Genomic DNA, 26,649 nt, shown 5'->3' with positions numbered 1-26,649 from the left:
GGCGACCCGGTGCGGCGCCAAGCCGCGGCGGGTCGCCTCGGTGAGCAGGCCCGGGAGCAGGTACTCGGTGCCGCCGAAGCCGGACTTGGCCACGAACACGTCGTCGCGGTCGGTGCCGAACTTGGTCTCGTCGCGGCAGCAGGCGTGGTCGCTGACCACCCAGTCGATGTCGCCCGCGGCCACGTGCTCCCACAGCGCCTCGACGTCGTCGCGGTCGCGCAGCGGGGGGTTGACCTTGCCGCCGATGCCATGGGCGGTGCGGAAGTCGGCCAGCAGGTGGCCGATGGTGACCTCGCGGCGGAAGTCGATGTGCGGGAACGCCCCGGCCATCCGCAGCGCCGCGTCCACCGCCTTGCGGGAGGACAGGTGCAGCAGGTTGATGTTGACCAGGCCGGTCTCGTGCGCCAGGTAGGAGGCGATGGAGATGGCCAGGCCCTCCGAGTGCGCCGGGCGTGAGGCCGAGTACGCCTCCAGGCCGCTCAGCTTGCCCTCCTCCTCCACCAGGCGGGTGTAGGCGGTCATGATCTCGGCCGTCTCGCAGTGCAGCGACAGCGAGATCTCGTCGGCCAGCTCCGGGAAGCGCTCGCGGGCGGCCTGGATGCCGCGCATGACGAACTCGAAGTGCGCGTAGTCGTAGCGCTCGCCCTCGGGGATCATCAGGAACGACGACTGGTCGGCTGAGCGGCCGTGCAGGCCGTGCGCGCCGTAGAACATGAAGACCTTGAACGACGGCACGCCGTGCTCGCTGACCAGGTCGGGGATCTCCTCGATGTGCTTGCTCATCATCGGCGCCAGGTGGAAGCCGTAGTCCACGTGGGCGCGGCCCTTCGCGGCGGCCAGCACCTCCGGGAAGAAGGACGCGTACTCCCCGCCCTTGTTGAGGTAGTACTGGCCGGTGCGCATGTAGTTCAGCGCGGTGGTGACCCCGCCCTGGGCGCACGCCCGGCTCTCGGTCTCGGTGTCGGCGGCCAGCTCGTTGTAGATGCCCCAGTGCTGGTGGGCGTCCACCACACCGGGGAACGCCAGCCGCCCGCCGCCGTCCACCACCTCGGTGGCCGGGCCGAGGTCCGGGCCGATCGCGGCGACCTTGCCGTCGCGCACGCCGATGTCGGTGCGCTCGACCGCCTCGACGCCCGGCCGGACCAGGTCGACGTCGCGCAGAACCAAGTCGTACATGTCCACTCCTTCGCTACCCACGGCTGTTCCCCCGGTCGACCCGGACCAGCGCCATCAGCTCGCCCGGTCGTGCTGCCCCGCCCAGGTCCGCCACCGCCGCCTCGACGGCCGCGGCCGCCTCGGGCGCCAGCAGGCCCGCCACGTTCTCGCGGAACTTGGTCCGCAGTTGCTCCCGCGTCAGCGGGTTGTCCGGCCCGCCCCGGTTGACCAGCGCCTTCGCCGTCCACTCGCGACCGTCGGCGGTGCGCGCCCGCAGCACGCACGGGAACTGGTGCGGGAAGATCTCGGTGCACTCGGCGTCGGCCACCACCCGGGTCTTGGCCATCAGCCCGGTGCGCTCCGGTGCGGTGAGCAGGTCCGGGGCGTAGTCGGCCAACGCGGCGCCGAGGCCGCCGCCGCCGAGCAGACCCACCACCGCCGCGTACGGGCCGCTGAACTGCGCCTCGTAGGACGTCGTGGGCTGCCGCTTGCGCTCGATCGGCTCGCCGACCGTGCGCACCACCGACGCCGGGACGCCGACCTCCAGCTCCGCCACCGCCTCGGGCGTGACGCCCTGGGCCCGCAGGTCGGCGGCGGCGTCGACGATCGCGTGGGTGAAGTGGTTGGCCGGGTAGGGCTTGAAGAAGATGCCCGGCACCTCCCACCGCTCCCCCAGCCCGTCGGTGATCGCCCCCGGGTCGAAGCGGCCGTGCAGGTGCGCCTGGAAGAACCCGAACCGGCCCTCCAGCGCGGCGGGCGGGCCGGTGAACCCGTGCCCGGCCAGTTGCGCGGCCGACACCCCGGCGTGCGCGGCCCAGCCGCAGTGCAGCCGCTTGACCGTGCCGCCGGTCCGGTTGGCCTCGATGACCCCCGACGCCATGGACACCGAGATGCCCAGCGCGTGCCCGATCCCGGCCTCGTCCAAGCCGAGCAGCACCGCCGCGGCCACGGCGCTGCCCACCGCCCCGCAGATGGAGGTGGCGTGCTGGCCGTGCTCGAAGAACAGGGAGGTCTTGGCGTCGCTGTCGTAGCCCGCCATCCCCAGCCGGACGCACACCTCCAGCCCGGCGGCGACCGCGGCCAGCAGCGCCGTCCCGTCGGCGCCGGACGCCTCGGCCGCGGCCAGCGCGGCGGGCACCACCGACGCGCTCGGGTGCAGCACCGACGGCAGGTGCGTGTCGTCGTAGTCCAGCGAGTGCGCCAGGACGCCGTTGGCCAGGGCGGCCAGCGCGGCGGGCACCCGCTCGGGCAGGCCGATGACGTGCGCCTGCCCGGCCCCGCCCTGCTCGCGCACGTAGGCGAGGACCGCGGCGCTGGTGTCCAGCGGCAGCGCGCCGACGCACAGGCCCAGCACGTCGAGCACCCGGTCCCGGACGCTGTCGGCGACCTCCGGCGGCAGCGGCTGCGCGGCGGTCCGCGCGGCGAACGCGGCCAGCGCGTGCGACAGCGTCGTCTCCACGGCGGTCATCGCCCACCCCCGGCGACCACGGCCAGCGGTCGGACCGGGGAACCGGTGGCGCCGACGAGCTTGAGCGGGGCGAGCACGAACAGGAACTCGTGCGCGCCCGCGGCGGCCAGTCCCTCCAGGTCCATCGTCTCGATGATGTGCACCCCGCTCTCCACCAGCAGCACCCGGTGCGCGGGCAGCAGGGCGTGGCCCCGGCCCGGCGGCAGGCACTCGAACGCGATGGTGTCCGCCCCGACCGCGTGCGCGCCGCGGTCGGCCAGCCAGCGCGCCCCGGCCTCGCCCACGCCGGGGACGCCCGAGTCGTGGCCGATGAAGTCGCGCGGGTCCGGGGAGTCGAACCGCGCGCCCCAGCCGCTGCGGATCAGCGCCACCTCGCCCGCGCCCAGCCGGGCGCCGTGGCGCCGCTCGCAGCGCTCCAGGTCGTCCGGGGTGATCTCGTAGCCGGGGTCGCAGCAGTCGGCGCCCAGCACCGCGGGCACGTCGAACAGCACGCCCCGGCGGAACATCGGCTCGATGGTCTCCGCGCCCAGTTCCCGCATCGACCCGCCGCGCTGGGTTTCCTGCGCGTCGACCCCGCCGAGGAGCCTGCCCTCGTGCGAGACGTGCGAGAACGCGTCGATGTGCGTGCCGACGTGCGTGCCCAGGGAGATGTGGTCGGCGGCGGCGGACCCGCCGTCGGCGCGGACCGCGTCGCCGTGCCTGCGCGGCAGGGTGTGCCAGTACGGCGGGTGGTTCGGCGACTGCGGCATCCCCCGGTAGAGCGGGCGCCCGAGGTCGAACACCGCCGGGGCGCCGTCGAGCACGGCCGCCAGCCAGGTGCTGACCGCGCTGGGCCCCAGCTCGGTGCGGGGGGTCACGCGACCGCTCCGCGGGCGCGCATGGCGTCGATGTCCTCGGCCGGGTAGCCCAGTTCGCCGAGGACGGCGTCGGTGTCGGCGCCCAGGTCGCGGCCGACGTGCCGGATGCGGCCGGGGGTGCGGGACATGCCCCACATGACGTTGTGCATCAGGACGTCGCCGAGCTTGGCGTCCGGCGCGGTGGTCAGCATCGCTGTCTTCCTCACGTGTTCGTCGGCGACGATGTCGGCGGCGTCGTAGACCGGGGCGACGGCGGCGCCCGCCGCGTCGAACGCGGCCAGCACCTCGTCCCGGGTGCGCTGGGCGATCCAGCCGCCCACGTGCGCGTCGAGCAGGTCGGCGTGTTCGGCGCGCTGCCCGCCGGTGGCGAACCACGGCTCGTCGATCACCTCGGGGTGCCCGACGAGGCGCAGCACGCGCTCGGCGATGCTCTGCGCGCTGGTGGACACCGCGACCCACTTGCCGTCGGCGGTGCGGTAGGTGTTGCGGGGGGCGTTGTTGGCCGACCGGTTGCCGTGCCGGGTCTCCACCACGCCGAGCTGGTCGTAGGCGGTGGGGCCGGGGCCGACGGCGGTCAGCAGCGGGGTCAGCAGGTTCATGTCCACGACCTGACCCCGCCCGGAGCGGTCCCGCTCGTGCAGCGCCATCATGGTCGCGGCGGTGGCGGCGATGCCGCACAGCGTGTCGGCCAGGCCGAAGGCGGGCAGCGACGGAGGGGCGTCGGCCGGTCCGGTCAGGTGCGCGAAGCCGCTCATCGCCTCGGCCAGGGTGCCGAAGCCCGCGCGGCCGGAGTACGGGCCGGTCTGGCCGAATCCGGTCACCCGGACCACGACCAGCCGGGGGTTGCGCGCCAGCAGCACGTCGGGGCCCAGGCCCCAGCGCTCCAGGGTGCCCGGGCGGAAGTTCTCCACCAGCACGTCGGAGCGCTCGGCCAGGCGCAGCAGCACCTCCGCGCCGTCCGGTGTGGACAGGGAGGCGGCGACCGCGCGCTTGTTGCGGGCGATCTCCTTCCACCACAGCGGTTCGCCGTCCTTGGCCGGGCCGTGCCCGCGCATCCCGTCCCCGCGCTGCGGGTGCTCGACCTTGACGACCTCGGCCCCGTAGTCGCCGAGTAGCCGGCAGCACAGCGGGCCGGCCAGGATGGTGGAGGCGTCGATCACCCGCAGCCCGGACAGCGGCCCGTCGCCCGGTGTGGCAGCGCTGCCGCCCGGTGTGGTGGTCATGCCGTTCTCCCCGTTCGGTCGATGGTGTCGGCGAGGGCGCCGCAGAAGGCGGCCGGGTCCTGCTCGGCGACGAAGTCGGTGGCGCCGGGCAGCGTCGTGGCGCGGGTGTGCGCCAGGGTCGCCACGGCCCGGTCGTGCATGTGCCCGATGCGGTCGGCGGTGCCCGCCAGCAGCAGGTCGACCGGCCCGGCCAGCTCGGCGGACGCGGCCAGGTCGTGCCGCCAGACGGCCCGGTAGGAGGCGGCGAAGTCCGGTCCGGCGGCCAGGTAGTCGGCGACCAGCTCGGTGATCAGCTCAGGGCTCGCGTCCGGGTACTCGCCGCGCACCCTGGCCCAGATCCAGGCCAGGTGGGCGCCGTCGTGGTCCGGTGCGTACGGCGGGGCGAACCCGGCGAGCCGGTCGGCCTTCTCCGCCCCGGTGTAGACCGGCACGCCGTGCAGCACGATCCCCGCCGCCCGGCCCGGCTGCTCCGCCGCGGCGGCAAGGGCGAACACCGCGCCGGTGGCCCGGCCGAACAGCCAGGGCCGCTCGACGCCGAACGCGTCGGCGACCAGCCAGGCCACCGCGCCGTAGTCGGCGGCCGACCACTGCTCGCCGGGGCCGTCGGAGCCCCCGTAGCCGGGGGTGTCGACGGCCACCGGGGCGCAGAACGCGGCCAGCCCGGCCAGTGCCCGCCGGTAGCGGCGGCTCGACAGCGGGCTCTGGTGCAGCAGCACCAGCAGCGGTCGACCGTCGCGCAGTTGCTCCGCGACCGGTGCGCCGGGCGCGTGCCGGTAGTGGACCTGACCCCACGGCGCGTCCAGGTACCCGGCGCTCACCCGGGCTCCCCGGTCGGCAGCAGCTCGTCGCTGCGCTCGGCGCGCAGGCAGGTCACCGCGTGCCGGTCGGCGACCAGCCGCACCGCGATCGGCCCGGACGAGCACTCCGGGACCTCGATCGGACAACGCCCGCTGAGCACGCAGACCTGCGGTTCCCTGGTGGGGTTGGGGATCTCGCCGCGCAGCGGGACGTGCTCCTGGCGCTCGCCGACGACCGCGCTCAGCGTCGCCGAAAGCAGCGCCTTGGTGTACGGGTGCCGGGGATTGCCCAGGACCTCCGCGGTGGGGCCCTGCTCGACGATCTGGCCCAGGTACATCACCGCGACCCGGTCGCTGATCGTGCCCACGGTGGCCAGGTCGTGCGAGATGAACAGGTAGGACATGCCCTCCTCGCGTTGCAGGTCGCGCAGCAGGTCCAGCACCCGGGCCCGGACCGAGACGTCCAGCGAGGACGTCGGCTCGTCCAGCACGACCAACCGAGGCCCGGTGATGATCGCCCTGGCGATGCCGATCCGCTGCTGCTGCCCGCCGCTGAGGTGCCGGGGCAGCCGGTCGGCGTGCTCGGCGGTCAGCCCGACCCGCTCCAGCATCGCCACCACCCGCTCGCGGCGCTGCGCCCGGCTCAGCCCGGGCTGGTGGATGACCAGCGGTTCGGCGACGATGTCGCCGACCTTGATCCGCGGGTTCAGCGACTCGTAGGGCTCCTGGAACACCACTTGCAGCCGCGCCCTGGTGGCCCGCATGTCCGCCTTGCTGAGCGCGGACAGGGCGGTGCCGTCGAAGCGGGCCTCACCGCCGGTCGGGGTGATCAGGCCCAGCGCGATGCGGCCCAGGGTCGACTTGCCCGACCCGCTCTCGCCGATCACCGCCACCGTCTCGCCCTGCTCTACGGCGAGGGAGACGCCGTTGACCGCGAAGACCTCCTTGCCGCCCCGGCGGAACACGTGCCGGACGTCGGACAGCTCCAGAACGCTCATCGGGTCACCTCCACCCTGGCCGACGCCGACCACGGCGCCGGTGGCACCGCCGCCAGCAGCTTGCGCGTGTAGGGGTGCTGGGGATCGGTGAAGACGTCGGCCACCGCCCCCTGCTCCACCACCTCGCCGGAGCGCATCACCACGACGCGGGCGCAGTACTGCGCGACCACCCCCAGGTCGTGGGTGACCAGCAGCAGCGACCGGTCCCCGCCCGCCACCTGGGCGGCGATGAGGTCGAGGATCTGCCGCTGCACGGTCACGTCGAGCGCGGTGGTCGGCTCGTCGGCGATGACCAGCGGCGGGTCGTGCAGCATGGCCAGGGCGATGACCACCCGCTGCGCCATGCCGCCGGACAGCTCGTGGGCGTAGCCGCGCAGCACCCGCTCCGGGCTGGGCACCTGCACCGACTCCAACCGCCGCAGCGCCAGGTCGCGCACCTCCGCGCGGCCCATCCGGCGGTGCGCGCGGACCACGTTGGCGAACTGCTTCTCGATGCGCAGCACCGGGTTCAGCGCGCCGAACGGGTTCTGCGCGACGAAGCCGATGCGGTTGCCGCGCACGTGGCGCAGCCGCTTGCGGCTCGCGGTGATCAGGTCGTGGCCCTCGAACTCGGCCCGGCCGCCGATGACCCGGCCGTAGCCGGGCAGCAGGCCCAGCACCGAGCGGATGGTCACCGACTTGCCGGAGCCGGTCTCGCCGACCACGCCGACGGCGACGCCGGTGGGCACCTCGAAGCCGATGCCGTCGATCGCCCGGACCGGGCCCTTCCTGGTGCGGAACTCCGTGGTGAGTCCGGATACGGTCAGCACGTCAACTCCCCTCCACCCGTCGCTGGATACCGCCCGCGAGCACGTTCAGGCTCGCGATGGCGAGGAAGATCGCCACGCCCGGCCAGATCGCGACCCACCACTGGCCGGTCGAGATGCCCTGGGCGCCGACCTGGACCATCGAGCCCCAGGTCGGGTCCGGCGGTGAGACGCCGATGCCGAGGAAGTTCAGCGCGGCGATGACGATCACGGCGTTGGCGGCGGTGAGCGAGCACTGCACCAGGCAGACGTCGACCACGTTGGGCATGATGTGGCGGAACACGATCCGCCGCGGCCGGGCCCCGGTGGCGACGGCGGCCTCGATGAACCGGCCGTCGCGGATGGCCAGCGCCTCACCGCGGATGAGCCGGATGAACCGGGGTCCGTTGATGATGACGATGGCGTAGATGATGTTCTGGATGGCGTTGCCGGTCAGCGACACGATGGTCACCGACAGCACGATCAGCGGGAACGACTGGAACGCGTCGAGCGCCCGCATGAAGCCCTCGCTGTAGCGGCTCTTGGTGCTCAGCGGCAGCCCGATCAGCAGGCCGACGACGAGCGAGACCAGGGTGCCCAGCAGGGCCAGCACCAGGTCGCTGCGGCCTGCGGCCACGACCCGGGAGAAGACGTCGAACCCGTTGGCGTCGGTGCCGAAGACGTGCGACCCCGATGGCGCTTGCAGGACGTTGGCGGGGTCCGGGGTGACCGGGTCGTAGGGCAGCGGCGCGAAGAACGCCGCCAGCAGCATGAGCAGCAGCAGCCCGCCGCCGATGCTGATGCCCGGGTTGGAGCGCAGCGCCCGCCACACCGGGTGCGCCGCCGAGGGGCGGACCGGGACCTTCGTGGTCTCACTCATAGCTCACCCTCGGGTCCAGGGCCAGGACCACCAGGTCCAGCACGAGGAACAGGGTCAGGGTCATCAGCCCGGCGACGACCACGAAGCCCTGGATGATCGGCACGTCGACCTTGAGCACCCCGTCCAGCGCCCACTGGCCCATGCCGCGCCAGTTGAACACCCGCTCCACGATGGACGCGCCGCCGAGCAGCGAACCGAACAGGATGGCGACGTAGGTGATGACCGTGGTCCGCGACGCCAGGAACGCGTAGCGCACCACGGTGCGCTCGCGCAGGCCGCAGGCCCTGGCGAACTCCACCTGCGGGGTGGTGAGCGCGGTGCCCATGCTGCCGCGGGCGGTCTTGGCGAAGTACGACGAGTACACCAGCCCCAGCGACAGCACCGGCAGCGCCGCGTGCGACAGCGCCGAGCCCAGTGTGGTCCAGTCGCCGCTGAACAGGCTGCCGAAGATCAGGAACGAGTGCTCCGGGGCGCCCGCCTCGATGGGCAGCCTGCCGATGGGCGCCGGGGCCCAGCCGAGGACGAAGAAGAACAGGTAGATGCCCACCAGGGCCAGGAAGAAGTCCGGCACCGACTGCAGCGCCGAGGTCAGGCCGGTCATCACCCGGTCCGGCCAGCGGCGGGCGAAGTAGGCGCCGACGACGCCGATCACCAGGCCCAGGCCGACCGCCACCAGCAGCGCCAGCACCACCAGTTCGAGGGTGTTGGGCAGGAACCGGGCGATGTCGTGCAGCACCGGCTCGTTGGTGAAGAACGAGGTGCCCAGGTCCCCTCGCAGCAGGTTGCCCCAGAAGGACAGGTAGCGGTCCCACAGCGGCTTGTCCAGGCCGAGCTGCTGGTTGACCAGGGCGACCTGCTCGGGGGTGGCGAAGTCGCCCAGGATGGTCACCGCCGGGTCGCCGGGGATGAACAGGACCAGCACGAAGGACACGCTGCCGAGCACGAACAGCGAGATCGGCACGATCACGATGCGGCGCAGCGCGTAGCGCAGGATCGGCCTGCGGCGGCGCTCGCCGCGCCGCGGGGTTCCCAGGCCGGGTCCGGAGACCTCGGCCTTGGTGGCGACGTCGCTCACAGGACGCTCACCCCGCCGTCGACGGGGAGGGTGTGCCCGGTGACCATGCCCGCCGCGGGCGAGGCGAGCCAGCGCGCGGCGGCGGCGACCTCGGCGGCGTCGACGACCCGGCCGAGCGGGATGGAGGCCAGCTTGGCCGCCATGTACTCGGCGTCGTCGACCACGTCGGCGGTCATCGGGGAGGGCACGATGGTCGGGGCGACGGCGTTGACCCGCACGCCCGCGCCCGCCCACTCCAGGGCGAGCACCTTGGTCAGGTGGATGACGGCGGCCTTGGTGACGCCGTAGACCGCGGAGCCCGCGATGGCGACCAGGCCACCGGTGGAGGCCAGGTTGACGATCGCGCCCCGGCTCTCGACCAGCGCGGCGTACGCCGCCTGGCACATCCGCAGCGTGCCGTTGAGGTTGACGTCCACCACCGGCAGCCACACTTCCTCGGGCACGTCCTCGACGCGTCCCCTGGCGTTGATGCCCGCGTTGTTGACCAGCAGGTCGAGCCTGCCGAAGCGGTCCAGCACCTCGGCGACGGCGGCCCAGCAGGACTCCCCGGACCGCAGGTCCAGCTCGACGGAGTGCGCGGCGCCGGGCACCGGGTCGGCCACCAGGTCGGCGGAGACCACGGTGTGCCCGTGCTCGGCCAGGTCGGCGCACAGGGCGCGGCCGATGCCGCCCGCGCCGCCGGTCACCAGCGCGACCGGCCGGTTGTCGGTCGGGTCAGCCACCGCGCACCCCCGTTCCGACCGGCACGGCCCACCCGGTGCGGGCGGACTCGGGCAGCGGCAACGACATCAGCGCCGAGCCGGGGCTCAGCGGGCCGTCGACCCCGGCCAGGCGCAGCAGCGCCCACAGGGTGGCCAGGTTGCTGCTCACCGCGGCCCGGCCGGTGTCGGTCTCGACCGCCACGAGCGCGTCGAGCGTGCGCCAGTTGGTGCAGCTGATCACCACCGCGTCGGCGTCGGTGACGTCGAGGTCGCGGGCGGCGAGGTAGCTGGCGGTCGGTTCCAGCCTGCCCTTGGCCAGGTTGGACAGCACGTGCAGGTCGTTGCGGGAGACCACCTCGTACCCGGCCCGCGCCAGGTAGTCGGCGGCCCCGTCGGCGACGGCGGCCACGTACGGCGTGGCCACCGCGACCCGGTTCGCCGACAGCGCGGTGAGGGCGGCGGTCAGCGCCGAGCTGGCGGTGACCACCGGCACGCCGTGCCGCTCGGTGAGCCGGGCGCACATCGCGCGGTCCTCCTCCAGCCCGGCCAGGAAGCTGCCGGACGTGCAGGCGTAGGCGATCGCGTCGACCCCGGCGGAGGCGAGCTGCGCCACCGCGGCGTCGACGCCGTCGCGCATGGCCAGCAGGCTGGCCACCTTGTCCTCCGGTCGGTCCACCTCGGCCACCGGCACCCGGGTGGCCAGCACGGCGACCCCGGCCGGGGCGTGCGCGGCGAACTCCGGCTCCACGGTGGTGTTGGTGGCGGGCACCACCACGCCCACCCGCGCTCTGCGTCCGTACATCAGCGCTCCTTCGGTCGGAGGGGGACCCGGAAGCCGGGCTCGATCTCGGCCAGCAGGTCGACGACCCGGTAGGACAGGTCCAGCCGCGCGCCGGTCCCCGGGTCGCGCAGCGCCGCGGTCCACCGCTCGCCGTGCCGGATGCGGTTGTCGATGCTGGTGTAGGTGCCGCAGAAGACCAGGTACGACTCGGGCAGCTCGGTCACCCGCTCACCGAGGACCTCCAGGATTTCCGGGGGCGGGAGGAACACCGAGGCCGGGCTGCTCTGGTACAACTCGTCATCCACAGTGGACTCCAGCACCAGCCGGTCCCACACCGGTTCGACGTCGGCCCACCGCCACACCCGCCCGCCGAGCACGCTGGGCGAGTACTGCTTGGACCAGAGGATCGACAGCCGCTCCAGCTCCCGGTCGGTGTGGTCGGAGCCGACCCCGACGTACAGCTCGCCGCCGGAGACCAGCAGGACCACCTCGGCCTCACCGGAGGTGTGCCCGCTGTGCACGCCGACGACGTCGTCGGTGGTCACCGAGCCCACCGCCATCGGGTAGATCCGCGGGGCGGGCACGTCGAAGGCGATGCGCACCCCGACGTCGGCCACCTCCCGCTGGTGGGCCTCGGCGGCGGTGGAGTCCACCGTGGCCGAACCGAGGTTGTAGAGCCGGGTGGGCGAGGCCGACAGCGGCTCGTCCCCGCCCGGCGCGGCGACGCGGAGGCTGAACGTGGTCATCCGGTCGCCCCGCTCAGGACTCGTCGCCGAAGATCCGGCCGAACACGTGCGTGGCCTCCTCGACGGTGGGCACGCCGCCGGGCAGCGCGGAGAGCAGGATCGCCTCTAGCACCTCCCGACGGGACGCGCCCTCCTTCATGGCCCGCTGCGCGCTCCACACGATCCCGTCCGGATCGCCCTTGACCGCGGTGGTGATCCCGCACAGCACCAGGTACCGGGTCTTGAGGTCGAGGGCGCGGGGCTGCTCGGCGAAGAGCAGGTCCGAGGCCAGGTCGTCGTACTTGCGCAGGATCTGCGGGTCGACCTCGGCCATGAGCCGGTGCACCGGCAGCAGCCTGCCGCCGCGCTTGGCCCTGGCCCGCTCGACGATCTGCTCGTCGGTCATCCCGGCGCTGTCGGTCGGCGTGCTGGTGGTGGCTGTGTTGTCGGTCGACATGGCTGTTCAGATCTCCCGTCCGGCGAGTTCGCCTTCCCAGATGGCGTTGAAGATGCGGCGCGGCGAGACGCAGTCGCCGATCGCGCGCACCGGCAGTCGGCCCTTGAGGGCGTGGTAGAGCGCGTCGTCGGCGGCGTTGCCGGTGCTGAGCACCACCGCGTCGACGTCGGCGTGCGTGGTGGTCTCACCGGTCCAGACGTCGCGCAGCACCACCGAGTCCTCCACCACCGCGTCGACCTCGTGGTCGGTGATGAACCGGATGCCCTTGCCCCGGACGCGGCGGTAGGTGGCCTGCAGGTCGCGGCTGGCCTCCAGGTCGGGGGCCACCTGCGGGAGCCGGGTCACCAGGGTGACCTCGTGCCTGCGGTCAGCCAGGTACTCCGCGGCCACCACGGGCTGGCGGGCGCCGGTGTCGTCGAAGATGAACACCCGCGGCCCGATCTGCGCCTTGCCCGACAGGGCTTCGGCGACCGAGTGGACGTTCCACTGGTCCGCGCCCGGCACGGTCGTCCCGTCGCCCCAGGAGGCCGGGCGCAGCGAACTCCAGCCGTGCTTGAGCGGGGTCGACCCGGTGGCCACGACCACCTCGTCGAAGCCCTCAGCCAGCAGTTCCGCCGCCTCAGCCCGGTGCTTGAGCTGCACCTGCACGTCGGTCCGGTCGAGCTGGGAGATCAGCCAGTCGGTGATCCCCTGCCACTCGGCGTAGGTCTCCGAGCGGCCGATCAGCCGCACCTGCCCGCCCAGCTCGGCGTCCTGCTCGAACAGGGTCACCCGGTGCCCGCGCTGGGCGGCGGTCAGCGCGGCGCGCATCCCGCCCGGCCCGCCGCCGACCACGGCGACCCGCTTGGCCGCCGGGGCGTCGGTCAGCGTGCCCACGCCCAGGGTCAGCTCGCGGCCGACCGCCGGGTTGTGCACGCAGGCCAGCGGCGAGTTGACGATGGAGGCCATGCACCAGTTCGCCCCGACGCACGGGCGGATCGAGGTCGTCTCGCCGTCGCGGGCCTTGTTGGCCCACTCCGGGTCGGCGATGAGCTGCCGCGCCATGCCCACCATGTCCGCCTGCCCGGCGGCGAGCACCTGCTCGGCCAGCTCCGGGGTGTTCATCCGGCCCACGACCACCACCGGCAGCTCGGGCACGGCGGCCTTGATCCGGGCGGTGTCCTCGACCTGGAACCCGGCGGGTTGCGGGGTGGCGCCGTAGATGTCCATCCGCTCGATGTAGGTGCCGCGGGTGACCGAGATGTAGTCGACCAGCCCGGTGTCGGCGATGGCCCGCGCGATCTTCGCCCAGTCGGCGTTGGTGAGCCCGCCGGGCACGCCGCCGTCGCTGCCGTTGATCCGGACACCGACGACCTTGGTGCGCCCGGTCTCGGCCCTGGTCCTGGCGATGATGTCGAGGATCAGCCGCAGCCGGTTCTCGAACGACCCGCCGAACTGGTCGGTGCGGTGGTTGGTGGCGGGCGAGAGGAACTGCCCCAGCAGGTAGCCGTGGGCCAGGCCGTGCACCTCCACCCCGTCCAGGCCGCCCTCGACGGCGTGGCGGGCGGCGAGCACGTAGCCGTTGACCAGCTCGTCGATCTCCTCGTCGACCAGCACGTGCGGCATCTCGCGGTAGACCACGTCCGGCACCGACGACGGCGCCCACACCGGGAGCCGGTTGACCGTGCCGCTGGTCTCCCGGCCGCGGTGCCACGGCTGGGCCAGCAGCAGCGTGTCGTGCTCGTGCACGGCGGCGGCCAGCTTCTCGTAGTTGGGCACCACGGCGGGGTCGAAGGCGAAGATCTTCCCCTTGTACGGCTGGGTCGTCGGGTGCACGGCCATCGCCTCCATGGTGATGACCCCGACGCCGCCGCGGGCGCGCTCGGCGTAGTAGTGCACGTGCTCGTCGGTGAAGTTGTGGTCCTTCACCAGTTGCGTGCTGTGCGCGGTCATCCACACGCGGTTCTTGGCGGTCAGCGGGCCGATGCGCAACGGGCTGAACAGGGTGGGGTAGTCGCTCATGTCAGGCCTTCTTCAAGGTGTGCACGAACATCTCGCCGTTCGGCGCGTGCTGGTAGTTGGTGAAGCCCTTGCGGACGGCGTGCACGAAGTCCCGGTCGACCAGGTAGATGAAGCCGGGGTTCTGGACCAGTTGGGCGGCGGCCCGCTTGTGCTGCTCGTCGCGCTCCGGGCCGGGCTGGGTCTTGCCCAGCTCGGTGGCGATCGCGTCCAGCTCCGGGTTCTTGTAGCCGAAGGTGTTGAGCTTGCTGAACGAGGAGTTGTAGAGGAACACCGAGTAGTACGGGTCGGCGACCGCGGGCGGCTCCAGGTAGAGCATCGCCTGGTAGCTGGCGTCCTTGAAGATCGTGTTGATCTCGGTGGCGCTGGCCACGGTCTGGATGCCCACGTCGATCCCGATCGCGGCGAGCTGGGTCTTGACCAGGATCGCGATCTGCTCGGCCTCCGAGCCGGGGCGGGCCGGGCTGATGTGCAGGGTGATGGACAGCGGGCCGACACCGGCCTGCGACAGCAGCGACTTCGCCTCGTCCACGTTGAAGGCGTAGGTGCCCTCGGGGCCCGGGTCGACGCCGTAGGCCTGGCTGATCCCGTACAGCGAGGGCTTGTTGAAGCCGCGGTAGACCGCGTCCACGATGGTCTTGCGGTCCAGCGCCAGCGAGATCGCCCTGCGCACCTGCGGCTTGGCCAGGTTCGGGTCCTTGGCGTTGAGCACCAGGGGAATCCGGTCGGCCGACGCGCAGGTCTGCACCTCGACGGCGGCGTTGCCCTTGAGCTGGGCGTACTGCTCGTACTGCAGCGCGGTGGCGTAGTTGGCGTTGCCGGTGGAGACGAGCTGGGCGCGGCTGGAGGCGTCCGGCACGGCCAGGAAGATCAGCTTGCGGACGTCGCCGCGCTGCCCGGTGTAGTTGGGGTTGGGCGAGAGGGTGAGCCGGTCGCCCGCCACGAACTCGGCCGGGGTCTGCGTCCACGGGCCGAAGGTGGCCGTGTTGGTGGACAGGTACTTCTTGGCCCACGGGTCGTCGGCGGTGGCGTTCTTCTTGGCCTCGGTGCTGTCCAGGACGCGGAACTGCGACCAGGTCAGGATCGCCACGTCCATCGCGGACGGCGCGTCGAGGACGATCTGGAAGGTGCGGTCGTCGACGACCTTGATCGGGTCGGTGGCGTAGTCGGCGACGTCCTGCATGAGCGTGCCCGGGGTGCTGACCTTCAGCGCGATGAGCCGGTCGACGGTCCACTTGACGTCGTTGGCGGTCAGCGGGTTGCCCGCGGCGCTCTTGACCTCGCGCAGTTTGACCGTGACGCTCTTGCCGTCGGCGGCGCGCTCGTAGGACTCGGCCAGCTCACCGGTCACCTGGCCGACGTTGGCCAGCGTGCCGCAGCCCTGGCCGGGCAGGCCCTCGGTGTCCCAGCGGAACAGCGAGCTGCCCAGCTCGAAGCCGATGTTGCGGGACGGGTCGCCCTGGTAGTCGGCCGGGTCGAGGCTGGTCGGCAGGCCGGTCAGGGCGTAGGTGAAGGTCTCGTTCGACCCGCCCTGGCCCGCGGACTGCCCGCCTCCCCCGCCGCAGGCGCTCGCCGCGAGCGCGACGGCGGTCATCAGCACCCCAGCCCGCGCCGCCCGGCGCCGGATCGGTGTCGCGTGTGTTCTCTTCGCCATGCTGATCGCCATCCGAGACCTCGATCTGTTCCGCTCAGCGGGATTCGGTTGCTTTGTTGTTCCACATACCAATAGGCTCGGCGAGCGTTGTCAAGAGTCCACGAGAGACGAAACACATTCGTTCCGGTTGGACACCCACGGTGAACGGCCCCGATCGCGGTGCCGCGCACGACGGCGGGACGAGGAGGTCACCGGTGCTGCTGGACCCGGTCCGGGTGGGACGGTTGTCGCTGCGCAACCGCGTCGTGGTGCCCGCGCACACCACGAACTTCGCCGTCGACGGCCTGTTCTCCGCCCGGCACGTCGCCTACCACCGGACCCGGGCCGCGGGCGGGGTCGGCCTGATCGTCACCGAGGGGATGCGCGTGCACCCCACGAGCCTCGGGCGCACCACGACCGTCGCCGCGTTCGACGACCGGATCGTCCCCGCGCTGGCCGGGCTGGCCGACGCGGTGCACGCCGAGGGCGCCAAGCTCGCCGCGCAACTGCTGCACGTCGGCAGGCAGGCGGGCGGGCACCACGTGCTCACCGCCCCCTGGGGTGCCTCCGACCGGCCGTGGTCGGGCACCGCGGCCACCCCGCACCGGATGACCACCGCCGAGATCGCCGAGGTGGTCGCCGGGTTCGGCGCCGCCGCCGCCCGGGTCAAGGCGTCCGGGGTGGACGCCGTGGAAGTCCACCTGGGACACGGCCACCTGCTCCAGCAGTTCCTCTCCCCCGCCACCAACGACCGCGACGACGAGTACGGCGGCGACCCCGACCGCAGGCTCCGGCTGGCCCGCGAGGTGCTGACCGCGGTCCGAGCGGCCACCGACCTGCCGCTGCTGCTGCGGATCAGCGGCGACGAGTTCCTGCCCGGCGGCCTGGGCCTGCCGGAAATGCTCGACGCCGTCGGCGCGCTGCTCGCCGAGTTCCCGGTGGACGTGCTGCACGTCAGCCACTCCGCCTACGTCGGCTCGGTGAGCGTGGCGACGCAGATGGCCGACATGACCCACCCGCCGATGGCGTTCCGGCACCTGCCGAGGGCGTTCAAGGACGCCTTCCCCGGCACCGCCGTGCTCGCCGTCTGCCGGGTGGACACCCTGGACAACGCCGAGCGGATGGTCGCCGACGGCGACGCCGACCTGGTCGCGCTGGCCCGCCCGCACATCGCCGCCCCGGACCTGGTGGCCCGGCACCGCGACCGGCGGGCGGGGCGCGACTGCATCGCCTGCAACCAGGGGTGCGCGGGCAGGCTGGAACTGGGCCTGCCGATCGGCTGCGTGGTCAACCCCGAGGTCGGGCTGGAACGGGAGTGGGCCGCGCTGCGCACCGCCGCGGCGGACGGCCCGCGCCGCCGGGTGCTCGTCGTCGGCGGCGGGCCCGCCGGGATGGAGGCCGCGCTGGCCGCCGCCGGGGTGGGCCACCGGGTGACCCTGGTCGACGCGGCTTCCCGGCTGGGCGGCGCGCTCACCCTCGCCGCCGTCCTGCGGTCCGGTTACCGGCTCTACGTCGACCAGCTCGCCGCGGCCGTGCGGGCTTCCGGCGCCGAGGTGCGGCTGAACACCACCGCCGATCCCGACCTGCTCGCCGAGGGCTGGGACCACGTCGTCCTGGCCACCGGCGCGGTCGAGCGGCCCGAACCCGGGGACGTGGACTTCCCCGCGCTCGCGCTGCGCGCGGTCGTCGAGGACCCGGCCCGCGCGGGCGGGCACGCGGTGCTGGTCGACACCGAGGGTTCAACGACCGGCCTGGCCCTGGCGGAGCTGCTGCTCGACCGCGGCAGCCGGGTCACCCTGGTCACCGACCGACCCGCCCTGGCCTGGCGGGTGTCGCTCTACACCAGGCCCGCCCTGGTGGAGCGGCTGCGCGGCCGGGACTTCTCCGCCCTGCTCATGCGGTCGCCCGTTCGGGTGACGGAAGGTTCTATGATCTTGGCCGATCCGCTGTCCGGGCGGACCCAGGCGGTGGACGGCGTCTCGTCGGTGGTCTTCCTCCGACCGCCCACCGCCCTGGCGGACCTGGCGGGCCCGCTGCGCGACCTGGGCGTCGGGCACACCGTCGTCGGGGACGCCCACGCGCCCCGCTCCGCCCTGGAAGCCGCGTTCGACGGCAGGCTCGCGGGCCTGGCGGCGACCGGCGGGGCACAGACACCAGCAGCCGCGGCCGCGCTCCGCGGCAGGTTGTGACGAGAGGACAACGCGATGCAGTCGGTGGAACGGGTGGCCGGGGTGCTGCTGTGCTTCACCAGGGGTGAGCCGGAGCTGGGGGTGACCGACATCGCCCAGCGCCTGGACCTGCCCAAGAGCGCCGTGCACCGGGTGCTGGAGGCGCTGACCAAGACCGGGCTCACCACCAAGGAGCAGGAGCGGGGCCGCTACCGGCTCGGCCCGAGGGCCACCGAGCTGAGCTTGGCGACCCTCGGCACCGTCGACGTCCGGGCGCTGGCCCTGCCGGTCATGGAGGAGCTGCGCGACACCACCGGTGAGACGGTCACCCTCAGCTTCCTGATCGGCTCGATGCGCGTGTACGTGGCGCAGGCCGAGAGCAGGCAGGACGTCCGGATGACCGTCGAGGTCGGCAGGCGGGCCCCGCTCTACGCGGGCGCGTCCGGCCGGGCGCTGCTGATGACCTTCACCGAGACCGAGCTGGACCAGTACCTCGACGAGGTCGAGCTGACCCCGCTCACCGAGCACACCGTCCGCGACCGCGACACGCTGCGCGAGGTGCTGGCCGCCGACCGGGCCCGCGGCTACGCCGACAGCCGGGGCGAGCGCGACGCCTACGCCGCCGCCGTCGCCGCACCCATCACCGGCCGCGGCTCGCGGGCCTTCGCCTGCTTCAGCGTCTGCGGCCCGCACGCCCGACTGGCCGAGGCGGCCCGCGAAACCTGCGGCCCGGCCGTCGTCGCCGCGGCGGCCACCGTCTCCGAGATGCTCCGGGGGACCTGATGCCCGCCCGCTCCTACCTCTACGTGCCCGGCCACCGACCCGACCGGGTGCCCAAGGCCGCGGCGTCGGCCGCCGACGCGGTCATCATCGACCTGGAGGACGCCGTCCCGGTCGCGGCCAAGGCCACCGCCCGGGCCGCCGCGGCGGCGGCGCTGCGGGCGGGGTCGGGTGGAACGCCGCTGTGGGTGCGGGTCAACCCGGGCGCCGACGACCTGGCCGCCGACCTCGCGGCGGTGGTCGGGCCGGGGCTCGCCGGGGTGTGGCTGCCCAAGGCCGAACCCGCCGCACTGGCCCGGCTCGACGACCTGCTCACCGGGTTGGAACGCGAGCGGGGTCTGCCGGGTGGCGCCGTCCCGGTCGTGGCACTCGTGGAGACCGCCGCCGGGGTCCTGCACGCCGAGGAGGTGTGCCGCGCGCCCCGGGTGGTCCGGCTCGGCATCGGCGAAGCCGACCTGGCGGGCGAACTGCGGGTGCGCCCGGACCCCGACCGGACCGAACTGCACGGCGTCCGGTTGCAGGTCGTGCTGGCCTGCGCCGCCACCGGCCTGCCCGCCCCGGTCGGCCCGGTCGAAACCAACGTCACCGACACCGACCGGCTCGCGCACACGACCGCGACCCTGCTGCGCCAGGGCTTCCGCGCCCGCACCGCCCTGCACCCGCGCCAGGTCCCGGTGATCAACGCGGGTTTCACCGCCACCGCCGAGGAGGTGGCCGCCGCCGAGGCACTGCTGGCCCGCGTCCCGGCCGACGAGTCGACCGCCGTGGACCCCGACGGCCACTTCCTCGACCCGGCCGTGCTGCGCACCGCCCGCGAAACCCTCGACCGCGGCTGACGGCCGGACCTCCGACCGCGCCGGCAGCCGGTCATCACGTCCGGCGAGCCGCCACACCCACGAACTCCCGGCTCCGTTCCCAAGAGTGCACCGCGACCACCGGAACACCCACCGCGGAGGTGCCGGTGCACGATGGCTTGACGCGGGGACCCGGGGAACGGATGCGGTGCGTGGTGCCCGTCATTCACCTGTACCGCAACGGGTTTGCTTTCCCGCCCACACGTGTCGCGCCGTTGACCGTGCCGACCCGCCCCGTTCTACTTGGTGGGCCGCAGGTTCGGCGATCCGGGCCGCCGGTCACGTTGCCCGGAAACACTCGAGAGGTGGATCTCATGGCATTGCGGAAGACCCTGGTCGCCCTGGTGGTCGCGGGTTCGGCGGCGGTGTGCGCGCCGACCGCAGGCGCGGAGGTGGCGGGAGCCGACGTTCCCGCCGCGCGGGAGACCGTGGCGGTGATCGAGAGCGCGAACGGTTCGGAGGACGTGTGGTTGCAGACGCTCTGGGACACCAAACCGATCATCGTGGAGGACTTCCGCGGCAACGCTCGGCAGGTGTGGGCGTTGGGCAGCGGTGACAACCTCATCAGGAACCTCGGCACCGGTCTGTGCGCGGCCGCGATCGGCGGCGTGCTGAAGGGCCGCGCGTGCGATCCCGGCGACCCGGGCCAGTTGTGGTGGCGCGAGGGCAGCGGGAACTCCCGGGTGATCGTGAACGACGAGTTCGGCACCTGCGTGACCTACGACGGGCACGAGCGCAGCCCGCGCCTGGAAGGGTGCGACTTCGGCGACCCCGACCAGCGCTGGTACATCAACGAGCAGTAGCGCGGGCCGGAGGTGCGTCCTGGCTGTCGGGTCATCGTCTGACGATCCACCCGACGCCAGGACGTGGCGGTCACGACCCGGATCAGGTCAGCACGGCAAAGGTCGACAGGGCCCGGGACACAGGATTCCCCTGGTCAGCGGTCAGGGGGTTTGACTGGAGGTGCGGACGACCAGCTCAGGGGTGAAGAGGACCTGTTCGTGCACGTGGTCGGGGTCCTGGACCTCGCGCAGCAGCAACTCCGCCGCCGTGGCGCCGAGTTTGCGGCGGGGCTGGCGGACCGAGGTCAGCGGGACGGCCGCGGCGGCGGCGAACTCGATGTCGTCGTAGCCGACGATCGCCAGGTCGTCCGGGACCCGGATGCCGGTGGTGACGCACTGTTGCAGCAGGCCCAGCGCCAGGAGGTCGTTGGCGCAGAACACCGCCGTGGGGCGGGTCGCCGCGGGCAGGCCCGCCAGTCGTTGCCCGGCGTTGCGTCCTTCCGGGACGGTCAGTGCGGTGGTTTCCAGGTGCAGCAGGCTGTCCGGGGGGCGGCCCGCTGCGGCCAGGGCGCGTTCGGCGCCCTGCTTGCGGTCGCGCACCTGCCCCAGGGTGAGGGGGCCGCCGACGAAGCCGATGCGCTCGTGGCCGCGTTCGACGAGGTGGCCCAGGGCCAGTTCCCCGCCCAGGCCGTCGTCCACGGCGACCGAGCAGTGGGTGGTGTCGCCGCCGCGGGTGCGGTCGACGATGACGACCGGGGTGCCGCGGCGGGGCAGTTCGTCGAGGATCGCCGCGTGCGGGTCGGCGGGGGTGATCAGGATGCCCTGCACCCGCTGCTGCTCCAGGCGGGTCAGGTAGGACAGTTCGCGCTCGGCGCGGTTGTCGCTGTTACACAGGAACACCGACAGGTCCTCGGCCTCGGCGACCTCCTCGATGCCCTGGGCGACGTCGGTGAAGAACGGGTTGGCGCCGTCGAGCAGGACGTAGGCCAGGGTGCGGCTGCGCCCCGCGCGCAGTTGCCTGGCGGACTCGTTGCGGACGAAGCCCAGCTCGCTCATCGCGGTCTCCACCCGCAGCCGGGTCCGCGCGCTCACCAGCTCGGGCCGGTTCAGCACGTTCGACACCGTGCCCAGCGAGACCCCGGCGGCGGCGGCGACGTCCTTGACGCCCACCTGCCGGTGCCCGCCTGCCGACCCGCGGTCGGACACCGTCATGCGACCCCCTCTTTGAAACGTTCATGTGGAGCGCGGCGAGTGTAGCCCGGCCAGCCGTGGCGGGAAAGCGCCGGTCACCGCGCTGATCAGCAACGACACCCCTTGACGGTTGTGACCGCCGACATATACGTTCCCGGCACTGAATTGAAACCTTTCATTGTCACTCCAGTTACGGAGGTGCCGCGATGGCGCGGCCGGACGCCACCCCCCTGCTCGAGGTCTGCGACGTCGTGAAGTCCTTCGGCGCCGTCGCGGCCGTCCGCGGGGCCTCCTTCCCCCTGTACGCCGGAGAGGCGCACGCGCTGGTGGGCGAGAACGGCGCGGGCAAGTCGACCGTCGTGAAGGTGCTCGCCGGGGTGCACCGACCCGACGGGGGCACCCTCCGCGTCGACGGCAAGCCGGTCGACTTCGGTACGCCCGGTGAGGCCAAGGCCGCCGGGATCGCCGTCATCTACCAGGAGCCGACGCTGTTCCCCGACCTGTCGGTGGCGGAGAACATCGCCATGGGCAGGCACCCGACCGGTCGCTTCGGCGGGATCGACCGGGCCGCCATGCGCCGGGAGGCGCTGGCGCTGTTCGAGCGGCTCGGCGTGCGCGTCGACCCGGCCCGCCCCGCCCGCGGTCTGTCCATCGCCGACCAGCAGATCGTCGAGATCGCCAAGGCGCTGGCCGGGCGGGCGAGGGTGCTGGTGATGGACGAGCCGACCGCCGCGCTGACCGGGGTCGAGGTGGAGCGGCTGTTCGCGGTGGTGCGGGCGCTGCGCGCGGACGGCGCCGCGGTGCTGTTCATCTCCCACCGGTTCGAGGAGATCACCGCGCTGTGCCAGCGGGTGACGATCATGCGCGACGGCGCGCACGTGTCCACCGACCCGATCGAGGACCTGACCGTTCCGGAGATGGTCCGCCGGATGGTCGGCCGCGAACTGGGCGCGCTGTTCCCCAAGCAGGACGTCGACCCCGGCGAGGTGGTGCTGGAGGTCAGCGGCCTGCGCCGGGCGGGGGTCTTCACCGACGTCACCTTCCAGGTCCGGGCCGGGGAGATCGTGGCGCTGGCCGGGCTGGTCGGCTCCGGGCGCTCAGAGGTCGTGCAGGCGGTGTTCGGGGTGGACGGGCGCGACGGCGGCACGGTCCACGTCGACGGCCGCGCGGTCAGGGCGGGCTCGCCGCGGGCGGCGATGGCCGCGGGCATGGCGCTGGTCCCCGAGGACCGCAGGCAGCAGGGACTGGTGATGGACCTGTCCATCCAGCGCAACGTCACCCTGCCCCGATCCGGGGCGCTCGCGGGCTTCGGCCTGCTCCTGGGCGGGGCCGAGCGGCGCGAGGCGCGGCGCTGGACCGAGCGGTTGCAGACCAAGTACGGCGACCTCGGTGACCCGGTCGGCACGCTGTCGGGCGGCAACCAGCAGAAGGTGGTGCTGGCCAAGTGGCTGGCCACCAGGCCCAGGGTGCTCATCGTCGACGAGCCCACCCGCGGCATCGACGTCGGCACCAAGGCCGAGGTGCACCGGCTGATGTCGGAGCTGGCAGCGGACGGGGTGGCGGTGGTGATGGTGTCCTCGGAGCTGCCCGAGGTGCTGGGCATGGCCGACCGGGTGCTGGTCATGCGCGAGGGCCGCGTCGTCGCGGAGATCGACCGGGCGGACGCCTCCGAGGAAGCGGTCATGTTCGCCGCGATGGGGCAGGGGGTGGTCGCGTGACCGCGCTCGACACCGCGCCCGCACCCGTGCGGGTCACCTCCGGCGCGTCCTGGTGGTCGTCGGTGGTGCGGGCCCGCGAGCTGGGCATCGTCCTGGCCCTGGTCGCGCTGGTCGGCTGCACCACCGTCGCCAACCCGCGGTTCCTGTCCGGGCAGAGCATCCGCGACATCCTGCTCGGCACCTCGATCCTGGCCGTGCTGGCCGTGGGCCAGGCGGTCGTGATCATCACCCGCAACATCGACCTGTCGGTCGGGGCGGTGCTGGGCCTGAGCGCGTTCACCGTCGGCTCGCTGGTGCAGGACAACCCCGGTCTGCCGGTGGTCGTGGCGCTGCTCGCCGGGCTGGCGGTCGGCGGGGTGTGCGGGCTGGTCAACGCCGTGCTCGTCCGCTACGGGCAGGTGCCCGCGCTGGTGGTCACGCTCGGCACGCTCTACGCCTACCGCGGCGCGACCTACCTGTGGGCGGGCGGTCAGCAGATCACCGCCGACGAGCTGCCGCGCGACTTCCTCGGCTTCGCCGACGCCTCGCTGCTCGGCGTGCCGTGGCTGGTGGTCATCGCCGTGGTGGTGATCGTGGCAGCGGGGGTCCTGCTGCGCAACTACCGCCTGGGCCGCGAGCTGTACGCGATGGGCTCCAGCCCGGAGGCGGCCACCCTGGTCGGCATCAAGGTCGGCCGCAACACCCTGGTCGCCTTCGCCACCAGCGGCGCGCTCGCCGGGCTGGCCGGGGTGCTGTTCGCGGTCCGGTTCGGCACCGTCGACGCCGCCGCGGGCACCGGCTACGAGCTGAACGTGGTCGCCGCCGCCGTGGTCGGCGGGGTGGCGGTGTTCGGCGGCAGCGGCACCGTGTGGGGCGCGGCGCTGGGCGCGCTGCTGCTGACCACCATCGGCAACTCCCTGGCCGTGCTCGACATCGACCAGTTCTGGCAGCAGGCCATCGTCGGGGCGCTGATCCTGCTGGCCATCGCGGTCGACCGGTTGGTCGCCCTGCGCACCGCGCGGGCATTGAAGACGCGGGCACTGAAGACGCGGGCACTGAAGAAGGGCGGCTCCCATGTCGACTGACCGCGCGCCGCGGCTGCTGTCGCGGATCTCCTGGTGGGACGCGGCGATCATCGTGGTCACCGCGGTGGTGCTCGCGGTGGCCGCCGGGGCGGTGGACAACTTCGGCACCGGCCGCAACTTCGGCTTCCTGGTGCTGGACCTGCTGCCGATCGCGCTGATCGCGCTGCCGATGACGTTCGTGGTCATCACCGGCGAGATCGACCTGTCGGTGGCCAGCACCCTGGGCCTGACCTCGGCGGTGCTCGGGTCGCTGTGGAACCGGGGTCTGCCGATGGAGACCATCATCCCGCTGTGCGTGCTGCTGGGGGCGGTGCTCGGCGCGGTCAACGGCCTGTTCGTCACCGTGTTCAAGCTGCCCTCGCTGGCGGTCACCATCGGCACCCTGGCGCTGTTTCGCGGCCTGGCGTTCGTTGTCCTCGGCGACAGCGCGGTGGCCGACTTCCCGGCCTCGTTCACCTCTTGGGTGACCGGCACCATCGGCACCACCCCGATCCCGAACGTGCTGGTGCTGCTGGTCCTCTTGGCCGCGGTGGCGGGTGTGGTCCTGCACGCCACCCCGGTCGGCCGCGCGGTGTTCGCCGTCGGCGCCAACGAGCAGGCCGCCCGGTTCTCCGGCATCCGCGTCGACCGGCTCAAGTTCTGGCTCTACGTGGTCAGCGGCGCGGTCGCGGGCCTGGCCGGGGTGCTGTGGACGCTGCGCTACTCCAGCGCCCGCGCCGACAACGGGCTGGGCCTGGAACTGGCGGTGGTGGCCGCGGTCCTGCTCGGCGGGGTGTCGATCTTCGGCGGCCGGGGCGCGCTGCCGGGTGTGCTGGCGGGTGTGGTCCTGCTGGCCACGTTGCAGAACGCCCTGCGCCTGTCGGACGTGACCAACGAGGCGCTCAACGTCGTCACCGGGGTGCTGCTGATCGTCTCCGTGCTGCTGCCGAACCTGGGCCGCTCGCTGCGCGCCGCGCTGCGCCGCAGGCGGCACCGCGTGGTCCGGCAGACCTGATCCGCACCCCTCCCCCACGATCCCCGAACGTCCCAGAGAGGCGACAACGATGTCCCGTACCCTCACCTCCCGCGCCGTGGCGGCCGCGGCGGCGGCCACGCTGGCCGTCGGGTTGACCGCCTGCGGCGGCACCACCAAGGGCTCCGACTCCGGCTCGGCCCCCGGCGGCACCGCCGCGGCCGCCACCGCCGACCCGAACGCCGCGCTGCGGGAGGGCCTCAAGGTCGCTTTCCTGCCCAAGCAGCTCAACAACCCCTATACCGACATCGAGGTGGGCGGCGGCAAGACGGCGCTGGACGAGCTGAAGGGCGAGTACAAGCTGGTCGGGCCGAACGACGCCAGCGCCTCCTCGCAGGTCAGCTACATCAACACCCTCATCCAGCAGCAGCAGGACGTCATCGCGGTCGCCGCGAACGACCCCAACGCGGTCTGCCCCTCGCTGAACCAGGCGCGCGCCGCCGGGATCAAGGTCGTGTCCTTCGACTCCGACGCCGCCAAGGACTGCCGCGACGCCTTCGTCAACCAGGCCACCACCCAGGGCATCGGCGACAAGCTGGTGGAGATGACCAAAGAGCTGGCGGGCGGCTCCGGTGAGATCGCGATCCTGTCGGCGACCCCCAACGCCACCAACCAGAACGCCTGGATCGAGGTCGTGAAGACCGCGCTGGCCAAGCCGGAGAACGCCGGGTTGAAGCTGGTGAAGATTGCCTACGGCAACGACGACGACCAGAAGTCGTTCCAGGAGGCCCAGGGCCTGCTCCAGTCCTACCCGAACCTCGAGGTGATCGTCTCGCCGACCACCGTGGGCATCGCCGCCGCCGCCCGCTACGTCAGCTCGTCGAGCTACAAGGGCAAGGTCGCGATCACCGGCCTGGGCACCCCGAACGCCATGCGTGAGTACGTCAAGAACGGCACCGCCACCAAGTTCGCGCTGTGGAACCCGGCCGACATCGGCTACCTGGCCGCCTACGCGGGTGTGGCGCTCAAGTCTGGGCAGATCACCGGCAAGCAGGGTGAGAAGTTCAAGGCGGGCAAGCTCGGCGAGTACACCATCGGCGCGGACGGGGAGATCGTCCTCGGCCCGCCGACGGTCTTCGACGCCGCCAACATCGACCAGTTCGACTTCTGACCGCCCGGCGGGCCGGGTCGCCCCCGGCCCGCCGCGGCCCGACCGGTGAGGAGATCCGGTGCGGCGGTACTGCTTCTGCCTACAGGTGCGACCCGAGCGGATGGCCGAGTACGTCGAGCGGCACCGGGCGGTGTGGCCGGAGATGCTGGCCGCGCTGCGCGACACCGGCTGGCACGACTACGCGCTGTTCCTGCGCGCGGACGGCCTGCTGGTCGGCCACGTGCGCGCCGAGTCGCTGGAGGCCGCCCAGGCCGCGATGGCCCGCACCGAGGTCAACGCCCGCTGGCAGGCGGAGATGGCCGGGTTCTTCGCCGACCTCGGCGACCGCGCGCCCGACGAGGGCTTCCTGCTGCTGGAACCGGTGTTCGACCTCGACGAGCAGCTAGGCCGTGTTTCGAAAGCCCGTGTTCGCGATAGCCGCGCCGAGGCGGCCCCT

Annotated in this window: 25 protein-coding genes; 9 read left to right on the top strand and 16 right to left on the bottom strand. The window is 73.0% G+C overall.

From position 1 onward, the window contains the following. From UO65_RS24990 to UO65_RS24920, 15 genes are all read right to left on the bottom strand, one after another. Positions 1-1,176: dihydroorotase (locus UO65_RS24990; RefSeq protein WP_035286942.1), on the bottom strand; the 1,176-nt coding region annotated here is incomplete at its 3' end. 13 nt (positions 1,177-1,189) lie between these two features. Next, complete coding sequence (locus tag UO65_RS24985) at positions 1,190-2,623, bottom strand: MmgE/PrpD family protein (RefSeq protein ID WP_035286939.1); 1,434 nt, start codon at positions 2,621-2,623, stop codon at positions 1,190-1,192. Next, positions 2,620-3,480, bottom strand: a complete 861-nt coding sequence (locus tag UO65_RS24980) for a cyclase family protein (protein ID WP_084176247.1) — start codon at positions 3,478-3,480, stop codon at positions 2,620-2,622. The genes UO65_RS24985 and UO65_RS24980 overlap by 4 nt, the downstream gene beginning before the upstream one ends. Continuing rightward, positions 3,477-4,703, bottom strand: a complete 1,227-nt coding sequence (locus UO65_RS24975; RefSeq protein WP_052021745.1) for a CaiB/BaiF CoA transferase family protein — start codon at positions 4,701-4,703, stop codon at positions 3,477-3,479. Before UO65_RS24975 ends, UO65_RS24980 begins: the two co-directional genes overlap by 4 nt. Beyond that, positions 4,700-5,521, bottom strand: a complete 822-nt coding sequence (locus tag UO65_RS24970) for an alpha/beta fold hydrolase (RefSeq protein ID WP_035286936.1) — start codon at positions 5,519-5,521, stop codon at positions 4,700-4,702. Before UO65_RS24970 ends, UO65_RS24975 begins: the two co-directional genes overlap by 4 nt. After that, positions 5,518-6,498, bottom strand: coding sequence for an oligopeptide/dipeptide ABC transporter ATP-binding protein (locus UO65_RS24965; protein ID WP_035286933.1), 981 nt, complete (start codon positions 6,496-6,498; stop codon positions 5,518-5,520). The genes UO65_RS24970 and UO65_RS24965 overlap by 4 nt, the downstream gene beginning before the upstream one ends. Continuing rightward, positions 6,495-7,307 carry an ABC transporter ATP-binding protein gene (locus UO65_RS24960; RefSeq protein ID WP_052021744.1) on the bottom strand — a complete coding sequence of 271 codons (813 nt, stop codon included), beginning with the start codon at positions 7,305-7,307 and terminating at the stop codon, positions 6,495-6,497. The genes UO65_RS24965 and UO65_RS24960 overlap by 4 nt, the downstream gene beginning before the upstream one ends. 1 nt (position 7,308) lies before the next feature. Continuing rightward, on the bottom strand, positions 7,309-8,163 hold the full coding sequence (locus UO65_RS24955; RefSeq protein ID WP_052021743.1) for an ABC transporter permease: 855 nt from the start codon (positions 8,161-8,163) through the stop codon (positions 7,309-7,311). After that, entirely contained in the window at positions 8,156-9,238 is a 1,083-nt protein-coding gene (locus tag UO65_RS24950) for an ABC transporter permease (RefSeq protein ID WP_052021742.1), read from the bottom strand. The genes UO65_RS24955 and UO65_RS24950 overlap by 8 nt, the downstream gene beginning before the upstream one ends. Next, positions 9,235-9,960 carry an SDR family NAD(P)-dependent oxidoreductase gene (locus UO65_RS24945; RefSeq protein WP_035286930.1) on the bottom strand — a complete coding sequence of 242 codons (726 nt, stop codon included), beginning with the start codon at positions 9,958-9,960 and terminating at the stop codon, positions 9,235-9,237. Before UO65_RS24945 ends, UO65_RS24950 begins: the two co-directional genes overlap by 4 nt. Beyond that, positions 9,953-10,741 (bottom strand): maleate cis-trans isomerase family protein, encoded by a 789-nt coding sequence (locus tag UO65_RS24940; protein WP_084176244.1) that lies wholly within the window; start codon positions 10,739-10,741, stop codon positions 9,953-9,955. Before UO65_RS24940 ends, UO65_RS24945 begins: the two co-directional genes overlap by 8 nt. Further along, positions 10,741-11,466, bottom strand: coding sequence for a DUF2848 family protein (locus tag UO65_RS33660; protein ID WP_052021740.1), 726 nt, complete (start codon positions 11,464-11,466; stop codon positions 10,741-10,743). The genes UO65_RS24940 and UO65_RS33660 overlap by 1 nt, the downstream gene beginning before the upstream one ends. 13 nt (positions 11,467-11,479) lie before the next feature. Further along, entirely contained in the window at positions 11,480-11,902 is a 423-nt protein-coding gene (locus UO65_RS33655; RefSeq protein WP_052021739.1) for a carboxymuconolactone decarboxylase family protein, read from the bottom strand. A 6-nt stretch (positions 11,903-11,908) separates the two neighbouring features. Continuing rightward, the gene (locus tag UO65_RS24925; protein WP_035286926.1) at positions 11,909-13,903 is read right to left on the bottom strand and encodes an FAD-dependent oxidoreductase; all 1,995 of its coding nucleotides are present in this window, start codon (positions 13,901-13,903) and stop codon (positions 11,909-11,911) included. Between the two features lies 1 nt (position 13,904). Further along, the gene (locus UO65_RS24920; RefSeq protein ID WP_161784514.1) at positions 13,905-15,554 is read right to left on the bottom strand and encodes an ABC transporter substrate-binding protein; all 1,650 of its coding nucleotides are present in this window, start codon (positions 15,552-15,554) and stop codon (positions 13,905-13,907) included. Between the two features lie 140 nt (positions 15,555-15,694). Here UO65_RS24920 and UO65_RS24915 point away from each other — a divergent pair, with 140 nt between their 5' ends. The 4 genes from UO65_RS24915 to UO65_RS24900 all read left to right on the top strand — a co-directional run bounded on the left by UO65_RS24915 (position 15,695) and on the right by UO65_RS24900 (position 20,138). After that, positions 15,695-17,722 (top strand): oxidoreductase, encoded by a 2,028-nt coding sequence (locus UO65_RS24915; RefSeq protein ID WP_233427832.1) that lies wholly within the window; start codon positions 15,695-15,697, stop codon positions 17,720-17,722. A 15-nt stretch (positions 17,723-17,737) separates the two neighbouring features. Beyond that, on the top strand, positions 17,738-18,484 hold the full coding sequence (locus UO65_RS24910) for an IclR family transcriptional regulator (RefSeq protein WP_035286917.1): 747 nt from the start codon (positions 17,738-17,740) through the stop codon (positions 18,482-18,484). Then, on the top strand, positions 18,484-19,317 hold the full coding sequence (locus UO65_RS24905) for an HpcH/HpaI aldolase/citrate lyase family protein (RefSeq protein ID WP_035286914.1): 834 nt from the start codon (positions 18,484-18,486) through the stop codon (positions 19,315-19,317). The genes UO65_RS24910 and UO65_RS24905 overlap by 1 nt, the downstream gene beginning before the upstream one ends. 332 nt (positions 19,318-19,649) lie before the next feature. After that, on the top strand, positions 19,650-20,138 hold the full coding sequence (locus tag UO65_RS24900) for a ricin-type beta-trefoil lectin domain protein (protein ID WP_035286911.1): 489 nt from the start codon (positions 19,650-19,652) through the stop codon (positions 20,136-20,138). A gap of 141 nt (positions 20,139-20,279) precedes the next feature. Here UO65_RS24900 and UO65_RS24895 read toward each other — a convergent pair whose 3' ends face one another. Next, entirely contained in the window at positions 20,280-21,329 is a 1,050-nt protein-coding gene (locus tag UO65_RS24895) for a LacI family DNA-binding transcriptional regulator (RefSeq protein WP_035286908.1), read from the bottom strand. Between the two features lie 185 nt (positions 21,330-21,514). On the opposite strand from UO65_RS24895, the gene UO65_RS24890 reads away from it, so the two are divergent. The 5 genes from UO65_RS24890 to UO65_RS24870 form a co-directional block, all read left to right on the top strand. After that, positions 21,515-23,026: a sugar ABC transporter ATP-binding protein gene (locus tag UO65_RS24890; protein WP_035286906.1), complete on the top strand. Its 1,512-nt coding sequence runs from the start codon at positions 21,515-21,517 to the stop codon at positions 23,024-23,026. A gap of 26 nt (positions 23,027-23,052) precedes the next feature. Further along, positions 23,053-24,090 carry an ABC transporter permease gene (locus UO65_RS24885; RefSeq protein ID WP_035286949.1) on the top strand — a complete coding sequence of 346 codons (1,038 nt, stop codon included), beginning with the start codon at positions 23,053-23,055 and terminating at the stop codon, positions 24,088-24,090. Further along, complete coding sequence (locus UO65_RS24880) at positions 24,080-25,084, top strand: ABC transporter permease (RefSeq protein ID WP_035286903.1); 1,005 nt, start codon at positions 24,080-24,082, stop codon at positions 25,082-25,084. Before UO65_RS24885 ends, UO65_RS24880 begins: the two co-directional genes overlap by 11 nt. Before the next feature lie 49 nt (positions 25,085-25,133). Next, entirely contained in the window at positions 25,134-26,213 is a 1,080-nt protein-coding gene (rhaS, locus tag UO65_RS24875) for a rhamnose ABC transporter substrate-binding protein (RefSeq protein WP_035286900.1), read from the top strand. Between the two features lie 58 nt (positions 26,214-26,271). After that, on the top strand, positions 26,272-26,649 hold a 378-nt coding region (locus tag UO65_RS24870; protein ID WP_152552251.1), incomplete at its 3' end, for an L-rhamnose mutarotase.

Source organism: Actinokineospora spheciospongiae (genome assembly GCF_000564855.1).
Lineage (GTDB): Bacteria > Actinomycetota > Actinomycetes > Mycobacteriales > Pseudonocardiaceae > Actinokineospora > Actinokineospora spheciospongiae.
This window is presented reverse-complemented; position numbering and strand designations above follow the sequence as displayed.

Excerpts from the sequence above, each read along its gene's own strand:
- UO65_RS33660 (WP_052021740.1), bottom strand. The coding sequence starts at position 11,466 with ATGACCACGTTCAGCCTCCGCGTCGCCGCGCCGGGCGGGGACGAGCCG.
- UO65_RS24975 (WP_052021745.1), bottom strand. The coding sequence starts at position 4,703 with ATGACCACCACACCGGGCGGCAGCGCTGCCACACCGGGCGACGGGCCG.
- UO65_RS33655 (WP_052021739.1), bottom strand. The coding sequence starts at position 11,902 with ATGTCGACCGACAACACAGCCACCACCAGCACGCCGACCGACAGCGCC.
- UO65_RS24920 (WP_161784514.1), bottom strand. The coding sequence starts at position 15,554 with ATGGCGAAGAGAACACACGCGACACCGATCCGGCGCCGGGCGGCGCGG.
- UO65_RS24925 (WP_035286926.1), bottom strand. The coding sequence starts at position 13,903 with ATGAGCGACTACCCCACCCTGTTCAGCCCGTTGCGCATCGGCCCGCTG.
- UO65_RS24900 (WP_035286911.1), top strand. The coding sequence starts at position 19,650 with ATGGCATTGCGGAAGACCCTGGTCGCCCTGGTGGTCGCGGGTTCGGCG.
- UO65_RS24955 (WP_052021743.1), bottom strand. The coding sequence starts at position 8,163 with ATGAGTGAGACCACGAAGGTCCCGGTCCGCCCCTCGGCGGCGCACCCG.
- UO65_RS24895 (WP_035286908.1), bottom strand. The coding sequence starts at position 21,329 with ATGACGGTGTCCGACCGCGGGTCGGCAGGCGGGCACCGGCAGGTGGGC.
- UO65_RS24880 (WP_035286903.1), top strand. The coding sequence starts at position 24,080 with ATGTCGACTGACCGCGCGCCGCGGCTGCTGTCGCGGATCTCCTGGTGG.
- UO65_RS24985 (WP_035286939.1), bottom strand. The coding sequence starts at position 2,623 with ATGACCGCCGTGGAGACGACGCTGTCGCACGCGCTGGCCGCGTTCGCC.
- rhaS (WP_035286900.1), top strand. The coding sequence starts at position 25,134 with ATGTCCCGTACCCTCACCTCCCGCGCCGTGGCGGCCGCGGCGGCGGCC.
- UO65_RS24965 (WP_035286933.1), bottom strand. The coding sequence starts at position 6,498 with ATGAGCGTTCTGGAGCTGTCCGACGTCCGGCACGTGTTCCGCCGGGGC.
- UO65_RS24905 (WP_035286914.1), top strand. The coding sequence starts at position 18,484 with ATGCCCGCCCGCTCCTACCTCTACGTGCCCGGCCACCGACCCGACCGG.
- UO65_RS24890 (WP_035286906.1), top strand. The coding sequence starts at position 21,515 with ATGGCGCGGCCGGACGCCACCCCCCTGCTCGAGGTCTGCGACGTCGTG.
- UO65_RS24940 (WP_084176244.1), bottom strand. The coding sequence starts at position 10,741 with ATGTACGGACGCAGAGCGCGGGTGGGCGTGGTGGTGCCCGCCACCAAC.
- UO65_RS24910 (WP_035286917.1), top strand. The coding sequence starts at position 17,738 with ATGCAGTCGGTGGAACGGGTGGCCGGGGTGCTGCTGTGCTTCACCAGG.